The following is a 19,194-nucleotide window of genomic DNA, read 5'->3' as shown; positions in this document are numbered from 1 at the left end:
CAGATGCGGAACTGGCGCCTGTCTTGCAGGCGAAGGCACCCTGCCGGGTTTCACGTGGATGTGGGCAGGTCTTGCCCCGGTCCCGTTGGTTACGGTATCAGGGCCACAATTCGCCAGTGGAAAAGGACGAAACATGCGCCGGGTAGTCGTTACTGGATTGGGACTTGTCACACCTTTGGCCGACGGGGTCGAAGCCAGCTGGAGCCGTATTTTGGACGGTCAGTCGGGAGCTGGCCCAATTACGCAATTCGATACCGAAGGGTTGGTCACGACCTATGCCTGCGAGGTGCCGCGTGGCGATGGCAGCGACGGCACGTTCAACCCCGACACCTATATGGAGCCGAAAGAACAGCGCAAGGTCGATACCTTTATCCTGTTCGGCATCGCCGCAGCCCAACAGGCCATCGAGGATTCAGGCTGGATGCCGACGGAGTCCGAAGATCGGGAACGGACGGGCGTGCTGATCGGGTCGGGGATTGGCGGTCTGAATTCAATCGCGAACACGGCCGTGATGATGGAAGAAAAAGGGCCGCGTCGGGTGTCGCCGTTTTTTGTGCCCGGTGCGTTGATCAATCTGATTTCTGGTCAGGTCAGCATCCGCTATGGGTTCAAGGGGCCGAACCATTCGGTCGTGACAGCCTGTTCGACCGGCGCGCATGCCATCGGTGATGCCAGCCGGTTGATCCAATATGGCGACGCCGATGTGATGATCGCTGGCGGTGCAGAAGCCGCAATCTGCAGGATCGGTATTGCTGGTTTCAACGCGTGCAAGGCGCTGTCGACCGACCGCGCGGACGATCCGACAAAAGCCAGCCGTCCGTGGGACCGCGACCGCGACGGGTTCGTGATGGGCGAAGGTGCGGGGATCGTCGTTCTGGAAGAATACGAACACGCCAAGGCGCGCGGTGCCAAGATCTATGCCGAGGTCAAAGGATACGGCCTGTCGGGCGATGCGCACCATATCACGGCGCCGCCCCCCAACCACGAAGGCGCGGAGCGCGCGATGCGCGCGGCCTGCCGGAATGCCGGTATCACGCCGCAGGACATTGATTACGTCAACGCCCACGGCACTTCGACAATGGCGGATACCATTGAACTGGGTGCCGTTGAACGCTTGGTCGGGCCGGAAGCTGCTGCACGGCTGAAGATGTCGTCGACGAAATCTGCAACAGGTCACCTGCTGGGCGCTGCCGGCGCGATCGAGGCGATTTTCAGCATTCTGGCGATCCGCGATCAGGTCGCACCGCCGACGCTGAACCTTGATCATATCGATGCCGAAACGCAGATCGATTTGTGTGCGAACGAAAAGCGTCCTGCCAAGATCGACATCGCCTTGTCAAATTCGTTCGGTTTTGGCGGGACCAATGCCAGCCTTGTGTTGGGAAAGGTCGAATAAATGTGGCGACACCTTGCGTCTAATGCGCTGACCTTCATGATCGTCGCGTTATTCGTCGTGGCGGGTGTCATTGCGTGGGGCACCCAGCAGTACGCAACTGCTGGACCATTGACGCAGGGGATTTGCCTGCAGGTCGCGCCCGGATCGAACATGCGGCGTGTCAGCGAGAACCTGCAAGAGCAAGGCGCTGTATCGTCTGCCGCGATCTTTCGGATGGGCGCGGATTATGCGGATAAGTCATCGGAACTGAAGGCAGGCAGCTTTTTGATACCAGAAGCCGCATCCATGGCTGACATCGTGGATACGGTCACGCGGGGCGGGGCGAATACCTGCGGCACGGAAATCGTGTACCGCGTCGGTGTGCGTGAAAACGAAGTACAGGTCCGCGAACTTGACCCGACGACGGGTCAGTACAGCGAAGTCACGGAATTTGTGCCGGGTGAAGATGAAGCGCCGGCGGCCTATACCACGGTCTTGCAGCAGGGTGATACACGTTTGCGATTGGCTGTCGCGGAAGGCACGACAAGCTGGCAGGTGGCACAGGCCCTGCTGGCGATTGATGTATTGGACGGTGATCTGACCGATACGCCGCCCGAGGGATCATTGGCGCCAGACAGCTACGAATTCACAGCGGGCACGACGCGGGAGACCATCATTGCACGGATGACAGCGGCGCAGGAACAGATCCTTGCCGATGCCTGGGCTGCACGGGTGGACGGATTACCCATCGAGACGCCAGAAGAGGCGTTGATCCTTGCGTCGTTGATCGAAAAGGAAACGGCCGTTCCGACCGAGCGACGTCAGGTTGCCAGTGTCTTTATAAACCGGCTGGAACGGGGCATGCGGCTGCAAACGGACCCGGCCGTGATCTATGGCGTGACCCAAGGGCAGGGTATTCTGGGGCGTGGGTTGCGACGGAGCGAATTGGATACGCCGACGCCGTGGAACACCTATACCATTCCGGCGCTGCCGCCGACGCCGATTGCCAATCCGGGAAAGGCCAGCATCGAAGCCGCACTTGACCCCGATACCACGGATTATGTGTTCTTTGTGGCTGACGGTACGGGCGGGCATGCGTTTGCGACCAATCTGGACGACCATAATCGCAATGTCGCCGCGTGGCGTGTCATTGAGGCGGAGCGTGCGGCCAGCGATGGTTAAGCACGCCGCCGTCATGGTCCGTTAAGCGGACCGGACGTCCAACCCCCTGAATTTATTTGAACCTTAACAGCTTGTACCCAGTTTCGGGTGCGAGCTGGAAAGCGTTGTGCCGCCCTTTTTGACCCTGTTTGCGGGTGGTGTACGTTTCTCGACCCCGACGGACGCATCCATAAAGGTTGATACCGCATGAACGAACAGGACTTGCCTGACCCACCGGGTCAGGCCGCTGCGGAGGCGCGGCAACGCGAAATCGCGGCGCTTTACGACACACTGAAGCGCATGATCCACAGCCAGCTGGACGCGCTTGGTGATTTGGACACCCCACCTACCAAGGCATTGGTCACGCGGATCGGTGAATTGTCAGCCGTACACCTGATCTTGTTGAAAGCCGAGGAGGCGTTCCGTGAAAAATTCATCCAAGATGACCCCAGCGTGCTGGACCACGACGCGTTGCGCGATCAGATCCGGCGCCAACTTGATCGCATCCGGGCCGCGGATACGGCAGGATCTTTTCCTAAATGATTTGACAGAGGGCGCGCTGCAGGCCTTGCCCTATCTGTTTGATTTCTGGGCGCTGCCGCATCAGGTGCCGCCGGTCGGTGATTGGCGCACATGGGTCATTCTGGGCGGACGGGGGGGCGGGCAAGACGCGGGCCGGGGCTGAATGGGTGCGCGCAAAGGCCGAAGGCAGCAGGCCACGACAGCGTGGTGCGGCGCGTCGGATCGCCATCATCGGTGAAACCTATGATCAGGCCCGTGAGGTCATGGTGCTGGGGGATAGCGGGATCATGGCCTGTTCGCCGCCCGACCGCGCGCCACAGTGGATTGCGAACCGCCGTATTCTGCGCTGGCCCAATGGTGCAGAGGCGCAGGTTTTTTCAGCTTTTGATCCCGAAGCATTGCGGGGGCCGCAGTTTGATGCGGTCTGGGCTGACGAGGTCGCCAAGTGGAAAAATGGTGAAGCAACCTGGGATATGGTCGAATTCGGATTGCGGCTGGGGGATTTGCCACAGGCGGTTGTCACGACCACGCCGCGCAATGCGCCGGTGCTGAAAGATATGCTGGAACGGTCCAGCACGGTCACGACCCATGCATCGACATTCGCCAATGCGGCGCATCTGGCACCGTCATTTCTGGCAGAAGTCCACAGACGTTATGCGGGCACCCGGCTGGGCCGACAGGAATTGGATGGCGTCTTGCTGGATGATGCCGAAGGGTCGCTGTGGACCACGGACGCCCTGATTGCGCTGATCGTGCCAGAGGTCGAGGCGCTGGACCGCATTGTGGTGGCAGTCGATCCGCCCGCGACCGGTCATCGCGGGTCGGATGCCTGTGGGATCGTGGTGGCGGGGGTCAGCAATTCAGGCCCGCCGCATACATGGCGCGGCTATGTGCTGGAAGATGCCAGCGTGCAGGCAGCGACCCCGCTGGATTGGGCGAATGCTGCGGTGGCCGCCTATCGCCGTCACAATGCGGACCGGCTGGTGGCAGAGGTCAATCAAGGTGGCGACATGGTCGAAGCCATCGTGCGCCAGATCGATCCGCTGGTGTCGTATACGGCGGTGAATGCGCGCAAAGGCAAGGTCGCGCGCGCCGAACCCGTTGCCGCGTTGTACGAGCAGGGCCGCATCAAGCATTTGCGGGGCTTGGGCGCGCTGGAAGACCAGATGTGTCTGATGACAACGCAGGGGTTCACGGGAAAAGGATCACCCGACCGGGTGGATGCGCTGGTCTGGGCGTTGCACGAGTTGATGATTGGGCCCGCGCAGAACTGGCGCGCACCCCGGATGCGGCGGCTTTGAGGGTGTTGCTAAAGCTGCGCACGGTGGGTGCAGAAGCTGGAAAGGTTTGTGCTGCAAAACGCTTTTGACAGTCACGACAGCGGCCCCGAGGAGTGAGCAATGTTTGAATTCTGGAACAAGGCGGCGACCCCTGCGGTGGCAGAGGTGAAAGCCTCTGCCACGGGCAAGGTCGTCAATTGGGCGACACAGGGCCGTACCGCCTGGAGCGCGCGGGACACGGCATCGCTGACGCGGGCGGGTTTTGCCGCCAACCCCATCGGGTTCCGTGCGGTCAAGCTGATTGCAGAAGCTGCGGCGGCCCTGCCTTTGATCGCGCAGGACCGGCTGCAACGTTACGACACGCATCCGGTGCAAGACCTGATCGCGCGGCCCAACGGGGCGCAGGGCCGGGCGGAGCTGCTGGAATCGCTTTACGGGCAGCTTTTGCTGACTGGCGATGCCTATCTGGAAGGTGTGGGTGACGGTGGTTTGCCGATTGAACTGCACGTGCTGCGGTCTGATCGGATGCGGTTGGTGCCGGGGCGGGATGGCTGGCCAGAGGCCTTTGAATACAGCGTGGGTGCGAACAAGCACCGTTTCGCCGTGACGGCCGAAAGCTCTGCCATTTGCCATATCAAAAGCTTTCACCCGCAAGACGATCATTACGGTTTCAGTCCGATGCAGGCGGCTGCCAATGCCGTCGACGTGCACAATGCGGCGTCGGCTTGGTCCAAGGCGTTGCTGGACAATGCGGCAAGGCCATCGGGTGCCATCGTGTATAAGGGCAACGACGGGCAATCGCAGCTTAGCCAGGATCAATACGACCGGCTGGTCGACGAAATGGAACATCAGCACCAGGGCGCGCGCAATGCGGGCCGTCCGATGTTGCTGGAAGGCGGGCTGGATTGGAAACCAATGGGGTTTTCGCCGTCCGACATGGAGTTTCAGCAAACCAAGGAAGCCGCGGCGCGCGAAATCGCGATCGCGTTTGGTGTGCCACCGATGCTGTTGGGCATCCCGGGTGATGCGACCTATGCCAATTATCAAGAAGCGAACCGTGCGTTCTATCGCCTGACGGTGTTGCCGCTGGCCACACGGGTTACCAGTGCGATTGCGGACTGGCTGTCGGATTTCACGACCGACCGGCTGGATCTGCGCCCGGACATCGATCAAGTCGCAGCACTGGCATCGGAACGTGATGCGCACTGGCGGCGGGTGTCTGACGCCACGTTCCTGACGGATGCGGAAAAGCGCAGTCTGCTGGGTCTGCCAGCACGCGAGGTCGAATGATGGTGCAAAAGGTTTTTCCATTGCCCGACCGCCGCCCAACGGCCGAGGTCCCGCAGAACGCTGACATCTGGCACGATCAGATCAATCGTAGGTTGGCCGGGATCGAACGGATGCTGCGGCGGCTGGAATGGCAGGTCTGGGCGCTGTGCTGCGGCGCAGGCGCGCCGTTGATTCTGCATTTTTTGCACATCCTGCCACGCGGATGACGTGCGCTTTCAAGAAGGGAATGCCGATGACTTTGGAACACAAGTTCTGCCCGCCGCAGACGCGGTTGGTGGTGGCCAATGGGTCTGAAATCGCGGGGTATGCGTCTTTGTTCGACCGTGTCGATCAGGGCGGTGACCGGGTTTCGCACGGCGCCTATGCGGCATCGCTGGCCAAAGTCGCAGCCAGTGGTGGACGGATCAAGATGCTGTGGCAGCATGATCCGATGCAGCCCATCGGCGTATGGGACGAAATCCGCGAAGATGACCGCGGATTGTTCGTCAAAGGCCGCATTCTGACCGATGTGGCGCGTGGCAAGGAAGCGGCGGCACTGGTGGAAGCGGGGGCCATCGACGGGCTGTCGATTGGATACCGGACAGTCAAGGCAGCCAAGAGCGCTGACCGTGGACGCACCCTGACAGAGCTGGATCTGTGGGAAGTGTCGCTTGTGACCTTTCCGATGCTGCCGGATGCGCGGGTCGATGCCAAATCCGAAGCACCGGGGGACGCGACGCTGCGCGAACTGGCCGCGCTGTTTGCCGACGCAAGAGTGGCACTGCGACTGGACTGATCGCAGCCTGAACACCTGACACGAAAGGACACGAGATGGGCAAGACCGAGGCTACGCCTCGGACCGGGGAAGATCTGTCCCCGACCGAGGACCTGCGGGGCGCGATTGGCGCTTTCCTCACGGAATTCAAAACCTTTTCAACCGGCATTCACGCCACTTTGCAAAAACAGGAAGACCGTATGAACAAGCTTGATCGCAAATCCATGATGTCGCTGCGTCCGGCACTGGCGAGTGCTGCCGCCGATGAAGCGCCGCATCAGAAGGCTTTTGCCGCGTATCTGCGGTCAGGTGATGACGATGGTCTTCGGGGCCTGACACTGGAAGGTAAGGGCATGAGCACGGCCATTGCGGCGGACGGTGGTTATCTGATCGACCCGCAGACGGCAGACACGATCCGCAGCACGTTAAGTGCAACAGCATCCATCCGCGCCATCGCAAACATCGTGAACGTCGATGCGACGTCCTATGATGTGCTGATCGACCATACCGAAATGGGCGCGGGCTGGGCCACCGAACAGGATGCGACGGTCGAAACGGATTCGCCGCAGATCGACCGCATCACGATCCCGCTGCATGAATTGTCTGCACTGCCCAAGGCGTCGCAACGCCTGCTGGATGACAGCGCGTTTGATATCGAAGGCTGGCTGGCGCAGCGCATTGCGGACAAATTCGCCCGATCCGAAGCGGCGGCGTTTGTCGGCGGTGACGGGATCGACAAGCCAAAGGGTATTCTGGCCTATCCGGCGATCGACAATGAATTGTGGGAATGGGGCAACCTGGGCTACGTGCCGACCGGCGTGGACGGCAGTCTGGGTGATGCGAACGCGATTATCGATCTGGTCTATGCGCTGGGTGCGGAATACCGGGCAGGTGCGGTGTTCGTCATGAATTCGCGTACGGCGGGTCTGGTGCGCAAGCTGAAGGACGCGGACGGTCGGTTCTTGTGGTCTGATGGGCTGGCCAGCGCCGAACCTGCGCGCCTGATGGGCTATCCTGTGCTGATCGCGGAAGACATGCCCGATGCGGCGACCGGCACGTCGCCCATCGCGTTCGGTGACTTTGCCGCGGGCTATACCGTTGCGGAACGCCCCGACCTGCGGGTGCTGCGCGATCCGTTTTCTGCAAAGCCGCATGTGCTGTTTTACGCGACAAAGCGCGTCGGTGGCGGTGTCAGCGATTTCGCGGCGATCAAGCTGCTGAAATTCGCCGCGGGCTGAACCTGATTGCGTGACGGCGGGTGTCGTCGCGCAATATCCGGGCGCGCCTTTGGTTGCGTCGTCCAGCTGCTCACGTCCGTCCGAGTGACGCGACTTTGCGGTGCGCCCGGACCGTTCGCATGAAGCGCCAGCCGAAGACCGGAGATCAAATCCCATGATGTTAGTCGAGTTGACCAGCCCGCCCGTGGCCGCCCTGCCGATAGAGGCCTTTCGCGCGCATTTGCGGCTGGGGTCCGGTTTCAGCGGCGGTGATTTGCAAGATCCGTTGCTGGAGGCCTGTTTGCGGGCCGCACTGGCCGCGATCGAGGCCCGGACCGGCAAGGTTCTGCTGGAACGCGAATTTCGCTGGACAGTGACAGCGTGGCGCAACACGGCGCGCCAGCCTTTGCCGCTGGCCCCGGTCAGTGCCGTTGTCAGTTTGGTGCGTTATACCGGTGATGACGCGCAGACACCGCCACAGACCGCGTACCGGCTGGAAGCGGATATGCAGCGACCGCTGCTGGTGTCAACGGGTGCCACCCTGCCGGCTGTTCCGCGTGGCGGGCGGATCGAGGTGGTGTTGCTTGCGGGTTTTGGTCCGGAATGGTCCGATCTGCCCGCCGATCTGGCACAGGCTGTATTGCTGCTGGCTGCACATTATTACGAATACCGCGTGGAAACCGAAGGCCGGTCGCTGTTGCCGCCCAGCGTGGCCGCCCTGATCGAGCGCTATCGCACGGTACGGCTGTTCATGGGGGGCAAATGATGCGCGTGCCTACGCTGAATCGTTCGCTGACGCTGGAGGCGCCACAAAGCACACCTGACGGGGCCGGCGGCTATGTCCTGACATGGTCCGCGCTGGGTACGCTGTGGGCCGATGTCCGACCCGGAAACGGGCAGACCCGCGCGATCGGAGAGACGACAGTCAGTCGTGTGCCCCTGATCATCACGGTGAGGTCCGCAGTGGTCGGGTCCGATGCACGCCCGGTCGCGGGACAGCGGTTGCGTGATGGCGCGCGTCTATTTGCCGTTTTGGCGGTCACGGAACGCGACCCATCGGGACGGTTCCTGACCTGCCATGCCACGGAAGAGGTGATCGGATGAGCTATGGCATGTCCCAAGCGCTGCAAGAGGCTGTTTATCGGCAGCTTTATGAACACCCGGGGGTGCAGGCCATGGTCGGTGAACACGTCTATGATACGGTGCCTGCGTTCATACAGCCGGGGCTATATGTCGTGCTGGGGTCCGAAAAGGTGCGCGATGCGTCCGATGCGGACGGTGCGGGATCAATCCACGAGCTGACGGTGTCGGTCCTGACCGATGCTGCGGGATTTTCGCAGGCCAAACGCGCAGCAGGTGCCGCAAGTGATGCGTTGCATGACGCAGAGCTGACGCTGACGCGGGGCAGGGTTCTGGCGCTGCGATTTCACAAAGCGACGGCGGCACGCGTCGGGTCTGCGGATCGCCGGCGGATCGATCTGATCTTTCATGCGCGGCTGTCGGATGACTGATGCCGCAACATTCAAGCAAGGAGCAACGAGATGGTAGCCCAAAGCGGTAAGGACCTGTTGGTCAAGGTCGACATGAGCGGCGACGGAACATTCGAGACGGCTGCCGGCCTGCGCGCCACGCGGATCAGTTTCAATGCGGAGACCGTCGATGTGACATCGCTGGAAAGCGAAGGCGGATGGCGCGAGCTGCTGGCCGGTGCCGGGGTCAAGACGGCATCGATCAGCGGATCAGGTGTTTTTCGTGATGCCATCACAGATGAACGTATGCGGCAGGTGTTTTTCGACGGAGAGACGCCCGGTTTTCAGGTGGTGATCCCGGATTTCGGCGTGGTTGAAGGACCGTTCCAGATCACGTCCATCGAATATGCCGGAACCTTTGACGGCGAGGCGACATACGAGATGGCGCTATCGAGTGCCGGACAACTGAGCTTTGCCGCGGCATGATGGTCAATCCGTGTGCTGGAGAAGTTGCGGTGACCATCGACGGCGAATGCTTTGTGGCGAAGCTGACGCTGGGCGCGCTGGCATCACTGGAGGCAGAACTGGACACCGGTACGTTAATCGATCTGGTCGAACGGTTCGAAACGGGTCGCTACCGGGGCCGTGACGTTCTGGCGCTTATCGTGGCGGGATTGCAGGGCGGTGGCTGGCGGGGCTGTGCGGATGACCTGCTGAGTGCTGATATCGCGGGCGGGCCTGTGGGTGCAGCGACTGTGGCGGCACAACTGCTGTCCCGCGCCTTTACGCCACCGCCATGACGGCGCTGGACTGGGCAGGGTTGCTACGGGCCGGGCTGGTGGGCTTGCGGCTGACCCCCGATGCCTTTTGGCGTCTGACGCCCGCAGAACTGGCGATCATGCTGGGTGACACGGGCGCGCCCCGTGCCATGACCCGATCCGGATTGGATGCGCTGGTCGCACGCTTTCCCGATCATGTGACAGAAAGGTGTGAAGATGACTGAGCTGGATCAGATCGATGGATTGCAGGTTGATGTCGATGCGCTGGAACGGACGCTGGGTGATGCCAGCGCCATGGCGCGGACATTCGATCAGACGTTGCGCGGTATGCAATCCACACTGGGTGAAACCACGCGTGATCTGGGCAACTTGACGACCGGATTTTCGGGCGGGCTGCGACGCGCCTTTGATGGGGTGGTGTTCGATGGGATGAAACTGTCTGACGCGATGAAAGGTGTCGCGCAGTCCATGGTCGATACCGCCTATGCGGCGGCGATCAACCCGGTGGCGAAGCATGCGGGCGGGCTGTTGTCGGACGGAATCAACGCGGCCGTGTCGGGCGTTATGCCTTTTGCCAACGGTGCGCCGTTCAGTCAGGGGCGCGTGACGCCATTTGCCAAGGGCTGTGTCGTCAGCGGTGCCACAACTTTTCCGATGCGCGGGGGTGCGGGGTTGATGGGCGAAGCTGGCCCAGAGGCCATTATGCCCCTGACGCGCGGTGCAGACGGGCGTCTGGGTGTCAGCGCGCAGGGTGGGCGGGCAGTGCATGTGACCATGCATATCACCACGCCTGATGTGCAGGGCTTTCAACGCAGTCAGGGGCAGATCGCGGCGCAACTGGGCCGCGCGCTGTCTGCCGGACACCGCAATCGATAAGGAGACAGGCGCATGGCCTTTCACGACACGCGGTTTCCCGCGAACCTGAGCTTTGGTGCCATTGGCGGGCCGGAACGGCGCACAGAGATTGTGACGCTTGCCAATGGGTTCGAAGAAAGATCGACCCCGTGGAAACACTCGCGCAGGCGGTATGATGCGGGGCTTGGGCTACGGTCGCTGGATGATTTGCAGCGGATGATTGCATTTTTCGAAGCCCGCGAAGGCCAGTTGCATGCTTTCCGCTGGAAAGACTGGGGTGATTTCAAATCCTGCCTGCCATCGGCGCAGGTGTCGCCCCTGGACCAGCTGATCGCGATGGGCGACGACGTCACGCGCGAGATCGCATTGACGAAGACCTATGCCTCTGGCGCGCAAAGCTATGCGCGTCCGATTGCCAAGCCGGTCGCTGGCACGGTGCGGGTAGCCGTGGGCGGGGATGAAATTCAGGAAGGCGTCGATTTCGACGTCGACCTGATGACGGGTGTGATCATTTTTCGGGATACGCCGGACACCGGGGCAGAGGTGCGCGCGGGCTATGAATTCGACGTTCCCGTGCGTTTCGATACCGACCGGATTGAAACGGCTGTTTCCAGTTTTCGCGCAGGACAGGTGCCCAGCGTGCCGGTGATCGAGGTGCGGGTATGAGCCGCGATGCGCTTATGGCCCATCTCAGGGACGGGGCGGCGCATAGCTGTCAGGCCTGGTCGATTGTGCGCAAGGACGGGGTGGTGTTCGGTTTCACCGATCACGACGTCGATCTGCATTTCGACGGCGTGCGATTTCAGGCGGACAGTGGTTTAAGCGCGCGTGCGCTGGCCACCAGCACGGGACTGAACGTTGATAATTCGGAAGCGGCTGGTTTGCTGCAATCTGATGTAATTTCCGACGTCGATATCGCTGCGGGACGTTTTGACGGGGCAGAGATCACGAACTGGCTGGTACGGTGGGATGACGTATCGGCGCGGCACATTCGGTTCCGTGGCGAGATCGGAGAGATCACACGCGAGGCAGGACAATTCCGTGTGGCGCTGCGCGGTCTGGCGGAACGCCTTAATCAGCCCATCGGGCGTGCGTTCCTGCGCAGTTGTGCGGCGGTGTTAGGTGATAAAGCCTGTCGTGTCGATCTGACGGATAGTCGCCTGATGACTGAACGATCGGTGCTGCGACTGACAGGCGATACCGGTGTTACGATCCCGGCAGGTGGATACGCGGCGCAGTGGTTCACGCATGGCACGCTGACGGTCCTGAATGGTCCGGCGCAGGGGCTCACATTCACGATTAAATCACACGACACGGCAGGCGGTGAAGCCCAGTTAATGCTTTGGGATGCGATCAGGGCAGAGTTGCGGGTTGGGGACCGGGTCCGTGTGACGGCAGGCTGCGACAAGCGCGACGCGACCTGTCGGTTGAAATTCGCCAACCTGATCAATTTTCAAGGGTTTCCGGATATGCCGGGTGATGACTGGCTGATCGCTGTGCCCCGCGCGGACGGCAACACCAGCGGTGGGAGCCTAATCCGGTGAGCGATATTGTCGCCATCGCCCGCACATGGATCGGGACGCCTTATGTCCATCAGGCGTCTGTGCAAGGTGTCGGATGCGATTGTCTGGGGCTGATCAGGGGCATCTGGCGCGCGCAACACGGGGCAGAGCCTGAAGCGATCCCGCGCTACACAGCCGACTGGTCGGAACCACAAGGGGAAGAGCGGTTGTTGCGGGCAGCAGCACGACATCTGATCCAAGTGGACGACGCGCCGTTTGCGGCAGGGCAGGTGTTGTTGTTCCGTATGCAGATTCAGGCGGTCGCCAAACATCTTGGCGTTGTCGCTGAAGCGGGCGAGATGCCGACCTTTGTGCATGCCTACAGCGGTCACGGTGTAACGGAGAGCCCGCTTTCAGCACCGTGGCAGCGCCGTATTGCGGCACGATTTGAATTCAGAAAAGGATAGGCCCGACATGGCGACACTCGTTTTATCGGCGGCTGGAATGGCTGTGGGCGGTTCTGTCGGCGGCTCTGTGTTGGGGTTATCGTCAGCCGTCATCGGGCGCGCCGTCGGGGCGACGATCGGGCGCCACATTGATCAGCGTATTCTCGGGTCGGGCAGCGAGCCGGTCGAGATCGGGCAGGTCGATAGGTTCCGTCTGACAGGCGCCAGTGAAGGTGCTGCAGTGGCGCGGCTGCATGGGCGGATGCGGATTGCGGGACAGGTGATCTGGGCGACGCAGTTTGCGGAAAGCGAAACGGTGACCGGGGGTGGCGGTGGCAAGGGTGCGCCGCGCCCCGCCGATCCCGAGGTCACGACCTATAGCTATACTGTCAGCATGGCGCTGGCCCTGTGCGAAGGCGAGATTGCGCGCGTCGGGCGTATCTGGGCGGATGGGGTAGAGATCTCAGCGTCAGACGTGAACATGCGTGTTTATCGTGGGACCATGACACAGCAGCCCGATCCCAAGATTTCTGTGGTCGAAGGGCTGGAATATACACCCGCATATCGCGGGATCGCGTACGTTGTGTTCGAGGATATGCCACTTGGCCAGTTTGGAAACCGCGTGCCGCAGTTTTCGTTCGAGGTGATGCGGCCAGCCGAACCGGGCACGCCAGACGCGTTTGCCGATATGGCGCGACAGGTAACCGGTGTTGCGATGATCCCCGGCACTGGGGAATATGCGCTGGGCACAACTCAGGTAGATCTCAGCGGTGGTTTTGGCGATAGTCGGCCCATCAATGTGAACACGCCAAGCGGCGGGACCGATTTCAGCACGGCAGCACTTGCTTTGGAAGAAGAATTGCCAGCCTGCAAGGCTGTCAGTCTGGTCGTGTCTTGGTTCGGCAATGATCTGCGGTGTGGCAATTGTGCGGTTCGCCCGATGGTCGAACAATATGACGCCGATGGCGACGACCCGTGGCGCGTCAGCGATGTGAAACGCTATTTCACCGAACGTGTGCCACGGATCGATGGGCGGCCCGTCTATGGCGGGACGCCGTCAGATGCGAGTGTGATACAGGCTATCCGCGATTTGACTGCGCGTGGGATGGAACCGATGTTCTATCCCTTTATCCTGATGACGCAGATGGCAGGCAATGATCTGGCAAACCCATGGACGGGTGAAACCGGCCAGCCAAAGCTGCCGTGGCGCGGTCGGATCACGCTGAGCCGTGCGCCGGGTGTCGCGGGCACCCCTGACAGAACTGCGACGGCGGCAGAACAGGTTGCAGATTTCATGGGGCAGGCGCAACCCGGCGATTTTGTCCGCGATGGCGATGCTGTGCGCTATTCCGGGCCGGCAGAGTGGCGGTATCGGCGGTTCATCCTGCACTATGCGCATTTGTGCAAAATCGCGGGCGGGGTGAAAGCGTTTTGCATCGGCTCTGAGATGCGCGGTCTGACCCAGATCCGGGGTGCAGGTGACAGCTTTCCTGCGGTCGCGGCGCTGGTCGCATTGGCCGCGGATGTGCGCAGCATTCTGGGAAGCGATTGCAAGATCAGCTATGCATCCGATTGGTCGGAATATCACGGTTATCAACCGGTAGGGACGGCAGACAAGTATTTCCACCTTGATCCACTGTGGGCAAGTTCGAACATCGATTTCATCGGGATCGACAATTACATGCCGCTGTCGGACTGGCGCGATACCGACGACCATCAGGACGCAGCCCATGGGTCGATCTATAATCTGGGGTATCTGTCCGGCAATGTGGCGGGCGGCGAAGGTTATGATTGGTTTTATGCCAGTCCCGAATCGCGGGCGGCACAGCGGCGCACGTCAATCACGGACGGTGACGGGGAACCGTGGGTCTGGCGTTACAAGGATTTGCGCGGCTGGTGGCAGAACAAACATCACAACCGGATAAACGGTGCGCGGGTCAGCACGCCGACGGCATGGGTGCCCTATAGCAAACCGTTCTGGTTCACGGAATTCGGTTGCGCCGCAATTGATAAAGGCACGAACCAGCCCAACAAGTTTCTGGACCCCAAATCGTCGGAATCGCTGCTGCCGCATTATTCGAACGGGGCGCGGGATGATTTCATGCAGATGCAATATCTGCGTGCAGTCTGGCGCCATTTCGCGGACCCCGAACATAATCCGCGGGCAACGACGGGGGCGTATCGGGGCCGAATGGTGGATATGGACCACGCTTTTGTGTGGTGCTGGGATGCACGGCCATTCCCGTATTTTCCTGCCAACAGCAATCTCTGGTCAGATGGTGATAATTATGCGCGTGGACATTGGCTGAACGGGCGGGCCACGGCCCGCACGCTTGCAGGTGTGGTGGCCGAGATTTGCCACAATGCAGGGGTCACACGGATTGATGTGTCACAGCTTTATGGGGTGGTGCGTGGTTATGTGATCGACCGGATCGGGTCCGCGCGCGCGGCCTTGCAGCCCTTGATGATGGCTTACGGTATTGAGGCGTCAGAACGTGATGGCGTGCTGTACTTTGCCAATCGCGCTGGGCAGGCGGTTGCGCAGATTGGACGCGACGATCTGGTGCTGGACCCCGAACGCGGCGCGGACATCGCATTTACGCGTGCGCCGGATGCAGAGACATCGGGGCGGGTGCAGATTGCCTATGTCGAAAGCGAAACGGACTATGGCGTCGCGGTCGCAGAAGCTATTCACGCGCAAGACGAAACCACGTCGATTGCGCGCAGCGAATTCGCGCTTGTCATGACCAAGGGCGAGGCATCATCGACAGCCGAACGGTGGATCCACGAAGCAAGGGTCGCACGCGATACGGTCAGTTTCAGTGTTGCCCCGTCGCTGGGCGCGCTTGCCGCCGGTGATGTGGTGCATATCCGCGACGCGGGGCAGGACGGGCGCTACCGGATCGACCGGATCGAAGATGCGGGCGTGCGCCGCATCGATGCGACCCGACTGAACGGCACGCTTTATCGACCGCAGCGCCGCTTTGAAGAAGGCGCGCGGTTGCAAAGCTATAAGGCACCGGGCCCGGTTGTTGGTTTGTTCATGGATCTGCCGTTGATCCGTGGTGATGAAAGCGCGCATGCGCCGTATTTCGCGACGACGGCGGCAGATTGGGGCCCTGCCGTCGCACTATATTCCGCGCCTGCGGACCGGGGCTATATTCTTCAGGATGTGTTTCGCCGCCGCAGTGTGATCGGCACCCTGACCGCACCTTTGCCGCGCGGACGCACGGGGGTTTGGGACAGGCAAGTGCTGTCGGTAAAACTGGTGCATGGGGCACTGTATGCCATCGACCCTGATGATGTCCTGTTCGGTCGCAATGTGCTGGCGCTGGGCGATGGCAGTGCCGACAATTGGGAAATCGTGCAATTTGCACAGGCCCAGATGACGCAAGACCGCACGTTTGCGCTGACCGATTTGCTACGGGGACAGGCGGGAAGCAGTGCGATGATCCCCGACGTATGGCCCGCTGGGACAAAGATGGTGCTGATGGATGGGCGCCCAGAACAGATTACCATTCCGACCTACGCGCGGGGACAAAGACGTCACTTTCGCTTTGGTCCGGTCAAGCGGCCTTATACCGACAAAAGCTATCGGCATGTGGTCGAAGCGTTTCGCGGCAACGGTTACCGCCCCTATCCCGTGGTGCATTTGACTGCGCGCTTCACACCAGCGGGGCTAAAGGTGGACTGGATCAGGCAGACGCGGATCGACGGGGATGTCTGGGGACGCGGGGATGTCCCGCTTGGGGAAGAGAACGAACGCTACATCGTGCAGGTCAGGCAGGGCAACAAGGTCGTCAGAGAAACCACTGTCGCATCATCGTCCTGGATCTATCCCGCTGCCGAGGGTGAGGCAGATGTCGGGAATGCAGGCTTTGTGGTGGGGGTCGCGCAACTGTCGGAACGGTATGGCACCGGCCCCTTCAGCGATGTTGTGATCGGATCTTAATGCGACCGATTGGTTTGCTGGATCTGGATGCGGTCGTGCGCCGCGTTCAATATCTGACCCCGGCAGACGCTGCGGCGCGGGCGCGCCATATCATTCAATCTGCCGACACGGCAGATCGGTATCGCAAGCGCACTGACCGCCGCCACACTTTGTTTGGTGATGGGACGCTGGCGGCTGCCGCTGGCGCGTTTCCGGCAGTCCCTGTGGCACAGCGGATCGATGATTCCTATCTTGCAGCGCTGACGGTGGTGGTACACGCTTTGCGTGAAAAGCGGCGCTTTTGATTTTTACAAATGGGCCCTATATGAACAATCATCACTGATCCAAAGGCGGCATCATGGCACATACTCAATCGCACCTGCTGGCGCTCGATCCTGTTTGGGATGAAATTCGTGGCGACGCGGCCCACGCGGTCCGAAAGGCCCCGGCGATGGGGGCGATGTTGCACGCGGGCATTTTGCAGCATGATCGGTTTGACGACGCGCTGGCCTACAGGGTTGCGATGAAATTGGCATCTGACGAAATGTCGGCGCAAAATCTGCGGGACATTGCGGATGATGTCTATGCATCCGACAGCAAGCTTGCACTGGATGCGCGCGCCGATCTGATCGCAACGTTCGAACGTGATCCGGCCTGCCACCGCATGATGCAGCCATTGATTTTTTTCAAGGGATTTCAGGCCGTTCAGGCGCATCGTCTGGCGCATTGGCTGTGGAACGACGGCCAGCTTGATTTGGCATACTTCATTCAGATGCGCGCATCAGAAGTGTTCGGCGTCGACATTCATCCCGGCGCGCAGATCGGCAAGGGGCTGATGATCGACCACGCCCATTCCGTTGTGGTGGGTGAAACCGCCGTCGTCGGTGACAATGTGTCCATGCTGCATTCCGTGACGCTGGGCGGCACCGGCAAGGACGAAGAAAAGCGCCATCCAACCATCGAGAACGGTGTGCTGATCGGGGCAGGGGCCAAGGTGCTGGGCAATATCACCGTCGGCCATTGCAGCAGAATCGCTGCGGGTTCCGTGGTGCTGCATGATGTGCCCCAGATGAAAACCGTTGCAGGTGTTCCTGCAAAGATTGTGGGTGAAGCGGGGTGTTCGCAGCCGTCGATCCTGATGGATCACATGCTGGGCCCGATGGACTGATCGACGCCTTGCCAAAACAAAAAACGCCGGGTCACTGACCCGGCGTTTTTCGTTTCAGGCAATAGCGATCAGGCCAGCATCGTCATCGGGCTTTCAAGGTTGTCCTTGATCGCCTGCAACAGGTTGGCACCCAATGCACCGTCGATGACGCGGTGATCAACCGAAAGGGTGACCGACATCACCATACCGACGGTCAGTTCGCCGTCCTTGCCCACGATCGGCTTTTTCACGCCCGCGCCGACGGCCAGGATTGCAGAATGCGGCGGGTTGATAATCGCGTCAAAGTTATCGATGCCGAACATGCCCAGATTGCTGACTGCAAAGCTGCCACCGGCGTATTCATGCGGTGCCAGCTTGCGGTCGCGGGCACGGGTGGCAAGGTCTTTCATCTCTGACGACAGCGACGACAGCGATTTTGAGTCCGCGTCTTTCAGGACAGGGGTGAACAAGCCGCCTTCGATGGCGACGGCGACGGCCACGTCGGATTTCGTGAACCGCAGCATGCGGTCGTTCGCCCAGACGGCGTTGGCATCCGGCACCTGTTGCAGCGCCAGCGCGCAAGCCTTGATGATGAAATCATTGACCGACAGTTTGACGTTGCGCGACTCCAGTTGCTTGTTCAACTGGCTGCGGAACGCCATCAGCGCGTCCAGCTGAATGTCGCGGCGCAGATAGAAATGCGGCACGGTCTGTTTGGCTTCGGTCAGCCGCGATGCGACGGTCTTGCGCATGCCGTCCAGCTTGACCTCTTCGAACGGGCGATCTTCGTAGGTTTTGAGGATCGTTTCGGTCGATGGGCCGCTGGCGATTGTGCCGCCCTTGGTGGCGGGGATCGGCGCGTCCTTTGCGCTGTCTTTGGCACCTGTTTCGGCGGCGGCGGATTGCGTCTTTGGCTGGGCGTTTTCGACGTCGGATTTGACGATCCGTCCGTGCGGGCCGGACCCTGCAATATCGGCCAGATCCAACCCTTTGTCAGCCGCGATCCGACGCGCGAGGGGTGAGGCAAAGATGCGTTCGCCGTCCTTTTTGTCCCCGGCAGACGCAGTGTCGGGTTTCGCTTCCTGCGCTGCGGACCCGTCACGTCCGTAACCTGCGGCGGGTTCGGTCTGTTTGGATGCCTCTGCCGGTTCGGCATGGGACGAGGCGGGTTCCGATTTGGCAGAGGTGTCACCGATGTCGTCGGCGCTTTCGCCTTCGGCCAGCAGGACGGCGATCACGTCGTTGACTTTGACGCCTTCGCTGCCTTCGGGGACGACGATCTTGCCGATGGTGCCTTCGTCCACGGCTTCGAATTCCATCGTCGCCTTGTCGGTTTCGATTTCAGCCAGCAGGTCACCGGCGGACACGGTGTCGCCTTCCTTGACCAGCCATTTCGCCAGCGTCCCTTCCTCCATCGTGGGGGACAGGGCGGGCATCAGGATTTCTGTGGGCATCGCGCTGGCTCC

21 protein-coding genes and 1 pseudogene are annotated in these 19,194 nt (G+C 61.1%); 21 read left to right on the top strand and 1 reads right to left on the bottom strand.

Annotation, left to right across the window (positions count from 1 at the left end; translation table 11 throughout):
• Positions 1–133: 133 nt before the first annotated feature.
• The 21 genes and pseudogenes from fabF to cysE all read left to right on the top strand — a co-directional run bounded on the left by fabF (position 134) and on the right by cysE (position 17,749).
• On the top strand, positions 134–1,396 hold the full coding sequence (gene fabF / locus GZH79_RS15020) for a beta-ketoacyl-ACP synthase II (protein WP_211644581.1): 1,263 nt from the start codon (positions 134–136) through the stop codon (positions 1,394–1,396).
• On the top strand, positions 1,397–2,557 hold the full coding sequence (gene mltG, locus GZH79_RS15015) for an endolytic transglycosylase MltG (protein WP_211644580.1): 1,161 nt from the start codon (positions 1,397–1,399) through the stop codon (positions 2,555–2,557).
• Between the two features lie 186 nt (positions 2,558–2,743).
• Positions 2,744–3,079 (top strand): hypothetical protein, encoded by a 336-nt coding sequence (locus GZH79_RS15010; RefSeq protein WP_211644579.1) that lies wholly within the window; start codon positions 2,744–2,746, stop codon positions 3,077–3,079.
• Positions 3,015–4,359: pseudogene (locus GZH79_RS15005) on the top strand (terminase family protein). Before GZH79_RS15010 ends, GZH79_RS15005 begins: the two are co-directional and overlap by 65 nt.
• Positions 4,360–4,458: 99 nt before the next feature.
• Positions 4,459–5,628: a phage portal protein gene (locus tag GZH79_RS15000; protein ID WP_211644578.1), complete on the top strand. Its 1,170-nt coding sequence runs from the start codon at positions 4,459–4,461 to the stop codon at positions 5,626–5,628.
• 20 nt (positions 5,629–5,648) lie between these two features.
• Positions 5,649–5,834: a hypothetical protein gene (locus GZH79_RS14995; RefSeq protein ID WP_249219228.1), complete on the top strand. Its 186-nt coding sequence runs from the start codon at positions 5,649–5,651 to the stop codon at positions 5,832–5,834.
• Between the two features lie 26 nt (positions 5,835–5,860).
• Positions 5,861–6,403, top strand: coding sequence for an HK97 family phage prohead protease (locus GZH79_RS14990; RefSeq protein ID WP_211644576.1), 543 nt, complete (start codon positions 5,861–5,863; stop codon positions 6,401–6,403).
• Between the two features lie 35 nt (positions 6,404–6,438).
• Positions 6,439–7,620, top strand: coding sequence for a phage major capsid protein (locus GZH79_RS14985; RefSeq protein ID WP_211644575.1), 1,182 nt, complete (start codon positions 6,439–6,441; stop codon positions 7,618–7,620).
• 154 nt (positions 7,621–7,774) lie between these two features.
• The gene (locus GZH79_RS14980) at positions 7,775–8,365 is read left to right on the top strand and encodes a head-tail connector protein (RefSeq protein WP_211644574.1); all 591 of its coding nucleotides are present in this window, start codon (positions 7,775–7,777) and stop codon (positions 8,363–8,365) included.
• Positions 8,365–8,703: a head-tail adaptor protein gene (locus tag GZH79_RS14975; RefSeq protein WP_211645029.1), complete on the top strand. Its 339-nt coding sequence runs from the start codon at positions 8,365–8,367 to the stop codon at positions 8,701–8,703. Before GZH79_RS14980 ends, GZH79_RS14975 begins: the two co-directional genes overlap by 1 nt.
• Complete coding sequence (locus tag GZH79_RS14970; RefSeq protein WP_211644573.1) at positions 8,700–9,110, top strand: DUF3168 domain-containing protein; 411 nt, start codon at positions 8,700–8,702, stop codon at positions 9,108–9,110. Before GZH79_RS14975 ends, GZH79_RS14970 begins: the two co-directional genes overlap by 4 nt.
• 30 nt (positions 9,111–9,140) lie before the next feature.
• Positions 9,141–9,554, top strand: a complete 414-nt coding sequence (locus GZH79_RS14965; protein ID WP_211644572.1) for a phage major tail protein, TP901-1 family — start codon at positions 9,141–9,143, stop codon at positions 9,552–9,554.
• Entirely contained in the window at positions 9,554–9,868 is a 315-nt protein-coding gene (locus GZH79_RS14960) for a gene transfer agent family protein (RefSeq protein WP_211645028.1), read from the top strand. Before GZH79_RS14965 ends, GZH79_RS14960 begins: the two co-directional genes overlap by 1 nt.
• Positions 9,865–10,071, top strand: coding sequence for a rcc01693 family protein (locus GZH79_RS14955; protein WP_211644571.1), 207 nt, complete (start codon positions 9,865–9,867; stop codon positions 10,069–10,071). The genes GZH79_RS14960 and GZH79_RS14955 overlap by 4 nt, the downstream gene beginning before the upstream one ends.
• On the top strand, positions 10,064–10,723 hold the full coding sequence (locus tag GZH79_RS14950; RefSeq protein WP_211644570.1) for a phage tail tape measure protein: 660 nt from the start codon (positions 10,064–10,066) through the stop codon (positions 10,721–10,723). The genes GZH79_RS14955 and GZH79_RS14950 overlap by 8 nt, the downstream gene beginning before the upstream one ends.
• 12 nt (positions 10,724–10,735) lie before the next feature.
• Positions 10,736–11,368 carry a DUF2460 domain-containing protein gene (locus tag GZH79_RS14945; RefSeq protein WP_211644569.1) on the top strand — a complete coding sequence of 211 codons (633 nt, stop codon included), beginning with the start codon at positions 10,736–10,738 and terminating at the stop codon, positions 11,366–11,368.
• Positions 11,365–12,246 (top strand): DUF2163 domain-containing protein, encoded by an 882-nt coding sequence (locus tag GZH79_RS14940; protein WP_211644568.1) that lies wholly within the window; start codon positions 11,365–11,367, stop codon positions 12,244–12,246. Before GZH79_RS14945 ends, GZH79_RS14940 begins: the two co-directional genes overlap by 4 nt.
• Positions 12,243–12,671: an NlpC/P60 family protein gene (locus GZH79_RS14935; protein WP_211644567.1), complete on the top strand. Its 429-nt coding sequence runs from the start codon at positions 12,243–12,245 to the stop codon at positions 12,669–12,671. Before GZH79_RS14940 ends, GZH79_RS14935 begins: the two co-directional genes overlap by 4 nt.
• 7 nt (positions 12,672–12,678) lie before the next feature.
• Positions 12,679–16,602 carry a glycoside hydrolase/phage tail family protein gene (locus GZH79_RS14930; protein ID WP_211644566.1) on the top strand — a complete coding sequence of 1,308 codons (3,924 nt, stop codon included), beginning with the start codon at positions 12,679–12,681 and terminating at the stop codon, positions 16,600–16,602.
• On the top strand, positions 16,602–16,886 hold the full coding sequence (locus tag GZH79_RS14925) for a hypothetical protein (protein ID WP_211644565.1): 285 nt from the start codon (positions 16,602–16,604) through the stop codon (positions 16,884–16,886). The genes GZH79_RS14930 and GZH79_RS14925 overlap by 1 nt, the downstream gene beginning before the upstream one ends.
• 53 nt (positions 16,887–16,939) lie before the next feature.
• Complete coding sequence (gene cysE / locus GZH79_RS14920) at positions 16,940–17,749, top strand: serine O-acetyltransferase (protein ID WP_211644564.1); 810 nt, start codon at positions 16,940–16,942, stop codon at positions 17,747–17,749.
• A gap of 68 nt (positions 17,750–17,817) precedes the next feature.
• Here the strand turns inward: cysE and GZH79_RS14915 are convergent, their stop codons facing one another.
• The gene (locus GZH79_RS14915) at positions 17,818–19,182 is read right to left on the bottom strand and encodes a pyruvate dehydrogenase complex dihydrolipoamide acetyltransferase (protein WP_211644563.1); all 1,365 of its coding nucleotides are present in this window, start codon (positions 19,180–19,182) and stop codon (positions 17,818–17,820) included.
• Between the last annotated feature and the right edge of the window lie 12 nt (positions 19,183–19,194).

It is taken from the genome of Loktanella sp. SALINAS62 (assembly GCF_018263905.1).
Classification (GTDB): domain Bacteria; phylum Pseudomonadota; class Alphaproteobacteria; order Rhodobacterales; family Rhodobacteraceae; genus Loktanella.
This window is presented reverse-complemented; position numbering and strand designations above follow the sequence as displayed.

Bases quoted from the DNA above. Each gene is read 5' to 3' on its own strand.
- fabF (WP_211644581.1), top strand. From the start codon at position 134: ATGCGCCGGGTAGTCGTTACTGGATTGGGACTTGTCACACCTTTGGCC.
- mltG (WP_211644580.1), top strand. From the start codon at position 1,397: ATGTGGCGACACCTTGCGTCTAATGCGCTGACCTTCATGATCGTCGCG.
- GZH79_RS15010 (WP_211644579.1), top strand. From the start codon at position 2,744: ATGAACGAACAGGACTTGCCTGACCCACCGGGTCAGGCCGCTGCGGAG.
- GZH79_RS15000 (WP_211644578.1), top strand. From the start codon at position 4,459: ATGTTTGAATTCTGGAACAAGGCGGCGACCCCTGCGGTGGCAGAGGTG.
- GZH79_RS14990 (WP_211644576.1), top strand. From the start codon at position 5,861: ATGACTTTGGAACACAAGTTCTGCCCGCCGCAGACGCGGTTGGTGGTG.
- GZH79_RS14985 (WP_211644575.1), top strand. From the start codon at position 6,439: ATGGGCAAGACCGAGGCTACGCCTCGGACCGGGGAAGATCTGTCCCCG.
- GZH79_RS14980 (WP_211644574.1), top strand. From the start codon at position 7,775: ATGATGTTAGTCGAGTTGACCAGCCCGCCCGTGGCCGCCCTGCCGATA.
- GZH79_RS14975 (WP_211645029.1), top strand. From the start codon at position 8,365: ATGCGCGTGCCTACGCTGAATCGTTCGCTGACGCTGGAGGCGCCACAA.
- GZH79_RS14970 (WP_211644573.1), top strand. From the start codon at position 8,700: ATGAGCTATGGCATGTCCCAAGCGCTGCAAGAGGCTGTTTATCGGCAG.
- GZH79_RS14965 (WP_211644572.1), top strand. From the start codon at position 9,141: ATGGTAGCCCAAAGCGGTAAGGACCTGTTGGTCAAGGTCGACATGAGC.
- GZH79_RS14960 (WP_211645028.1), top strand. From the start codon at position 9,554: ATGGTCAATCCGTGTGCTGGAGAAGTTGCGGTGACCATCGACGGCGAA.
- GZH79_RS14955 (WP_211644571.1), top strand. From the start codon at position 9,865: ATGACGGCGCTGGACTGGGCAGGGTTGCTACGGGCCGGGCTGGTGGGC.
- GZH79_RS14950 (WP_211644570.1), top strand. From the start codon at position 10,064: ATGACTGAGCTGGATCAGATCGATGGATTGCAGGTTGATGTCGATGCG.
- GZH79_RS14945 (WP_211644569.1), top strand. From the start codon at position 10,736: ATGGCCTTTCACGACACGCGGTTTCCCGCGAACCTGAGCTTTGGTGCC.
- GZH79_RS14940 (WP_211644568.1), top strand. From the start codon at position 11,365: ATGAGCCGCGATGCGCTTATGGCCCATCTCAGGGACGGGGCGGCGCAT.
- GZH79_RS14930 (WP_211644566.1), top strand. From the start codon at position 12,679: ATGGCGACACTCGTTTTATCGGCGGCTGGAATGGCTGTGGGCGGTTCT.
- GZH79_RS14925 (WP_211644565.1), top strand. From the start codon at position 16,602: ATGCGACCGATTGGTTTGCTGGATCTGGATGCGGTCGTGCGCCGCGTT.
- cysE (WP_211644564.1), top strand. From the start codon at position 16,940: ATGGCACATACTCAATCGCACCTGCTGGCGCTCGATCCTGTTTGGGAT.
- GZH79_RS14915 (WP_211644563.1), bottom strand. From the start codon at position 19,182: ATGCCCACAGAAATCCTGATGCCCGCCCTGTCCCCCACGATGGAGGAA.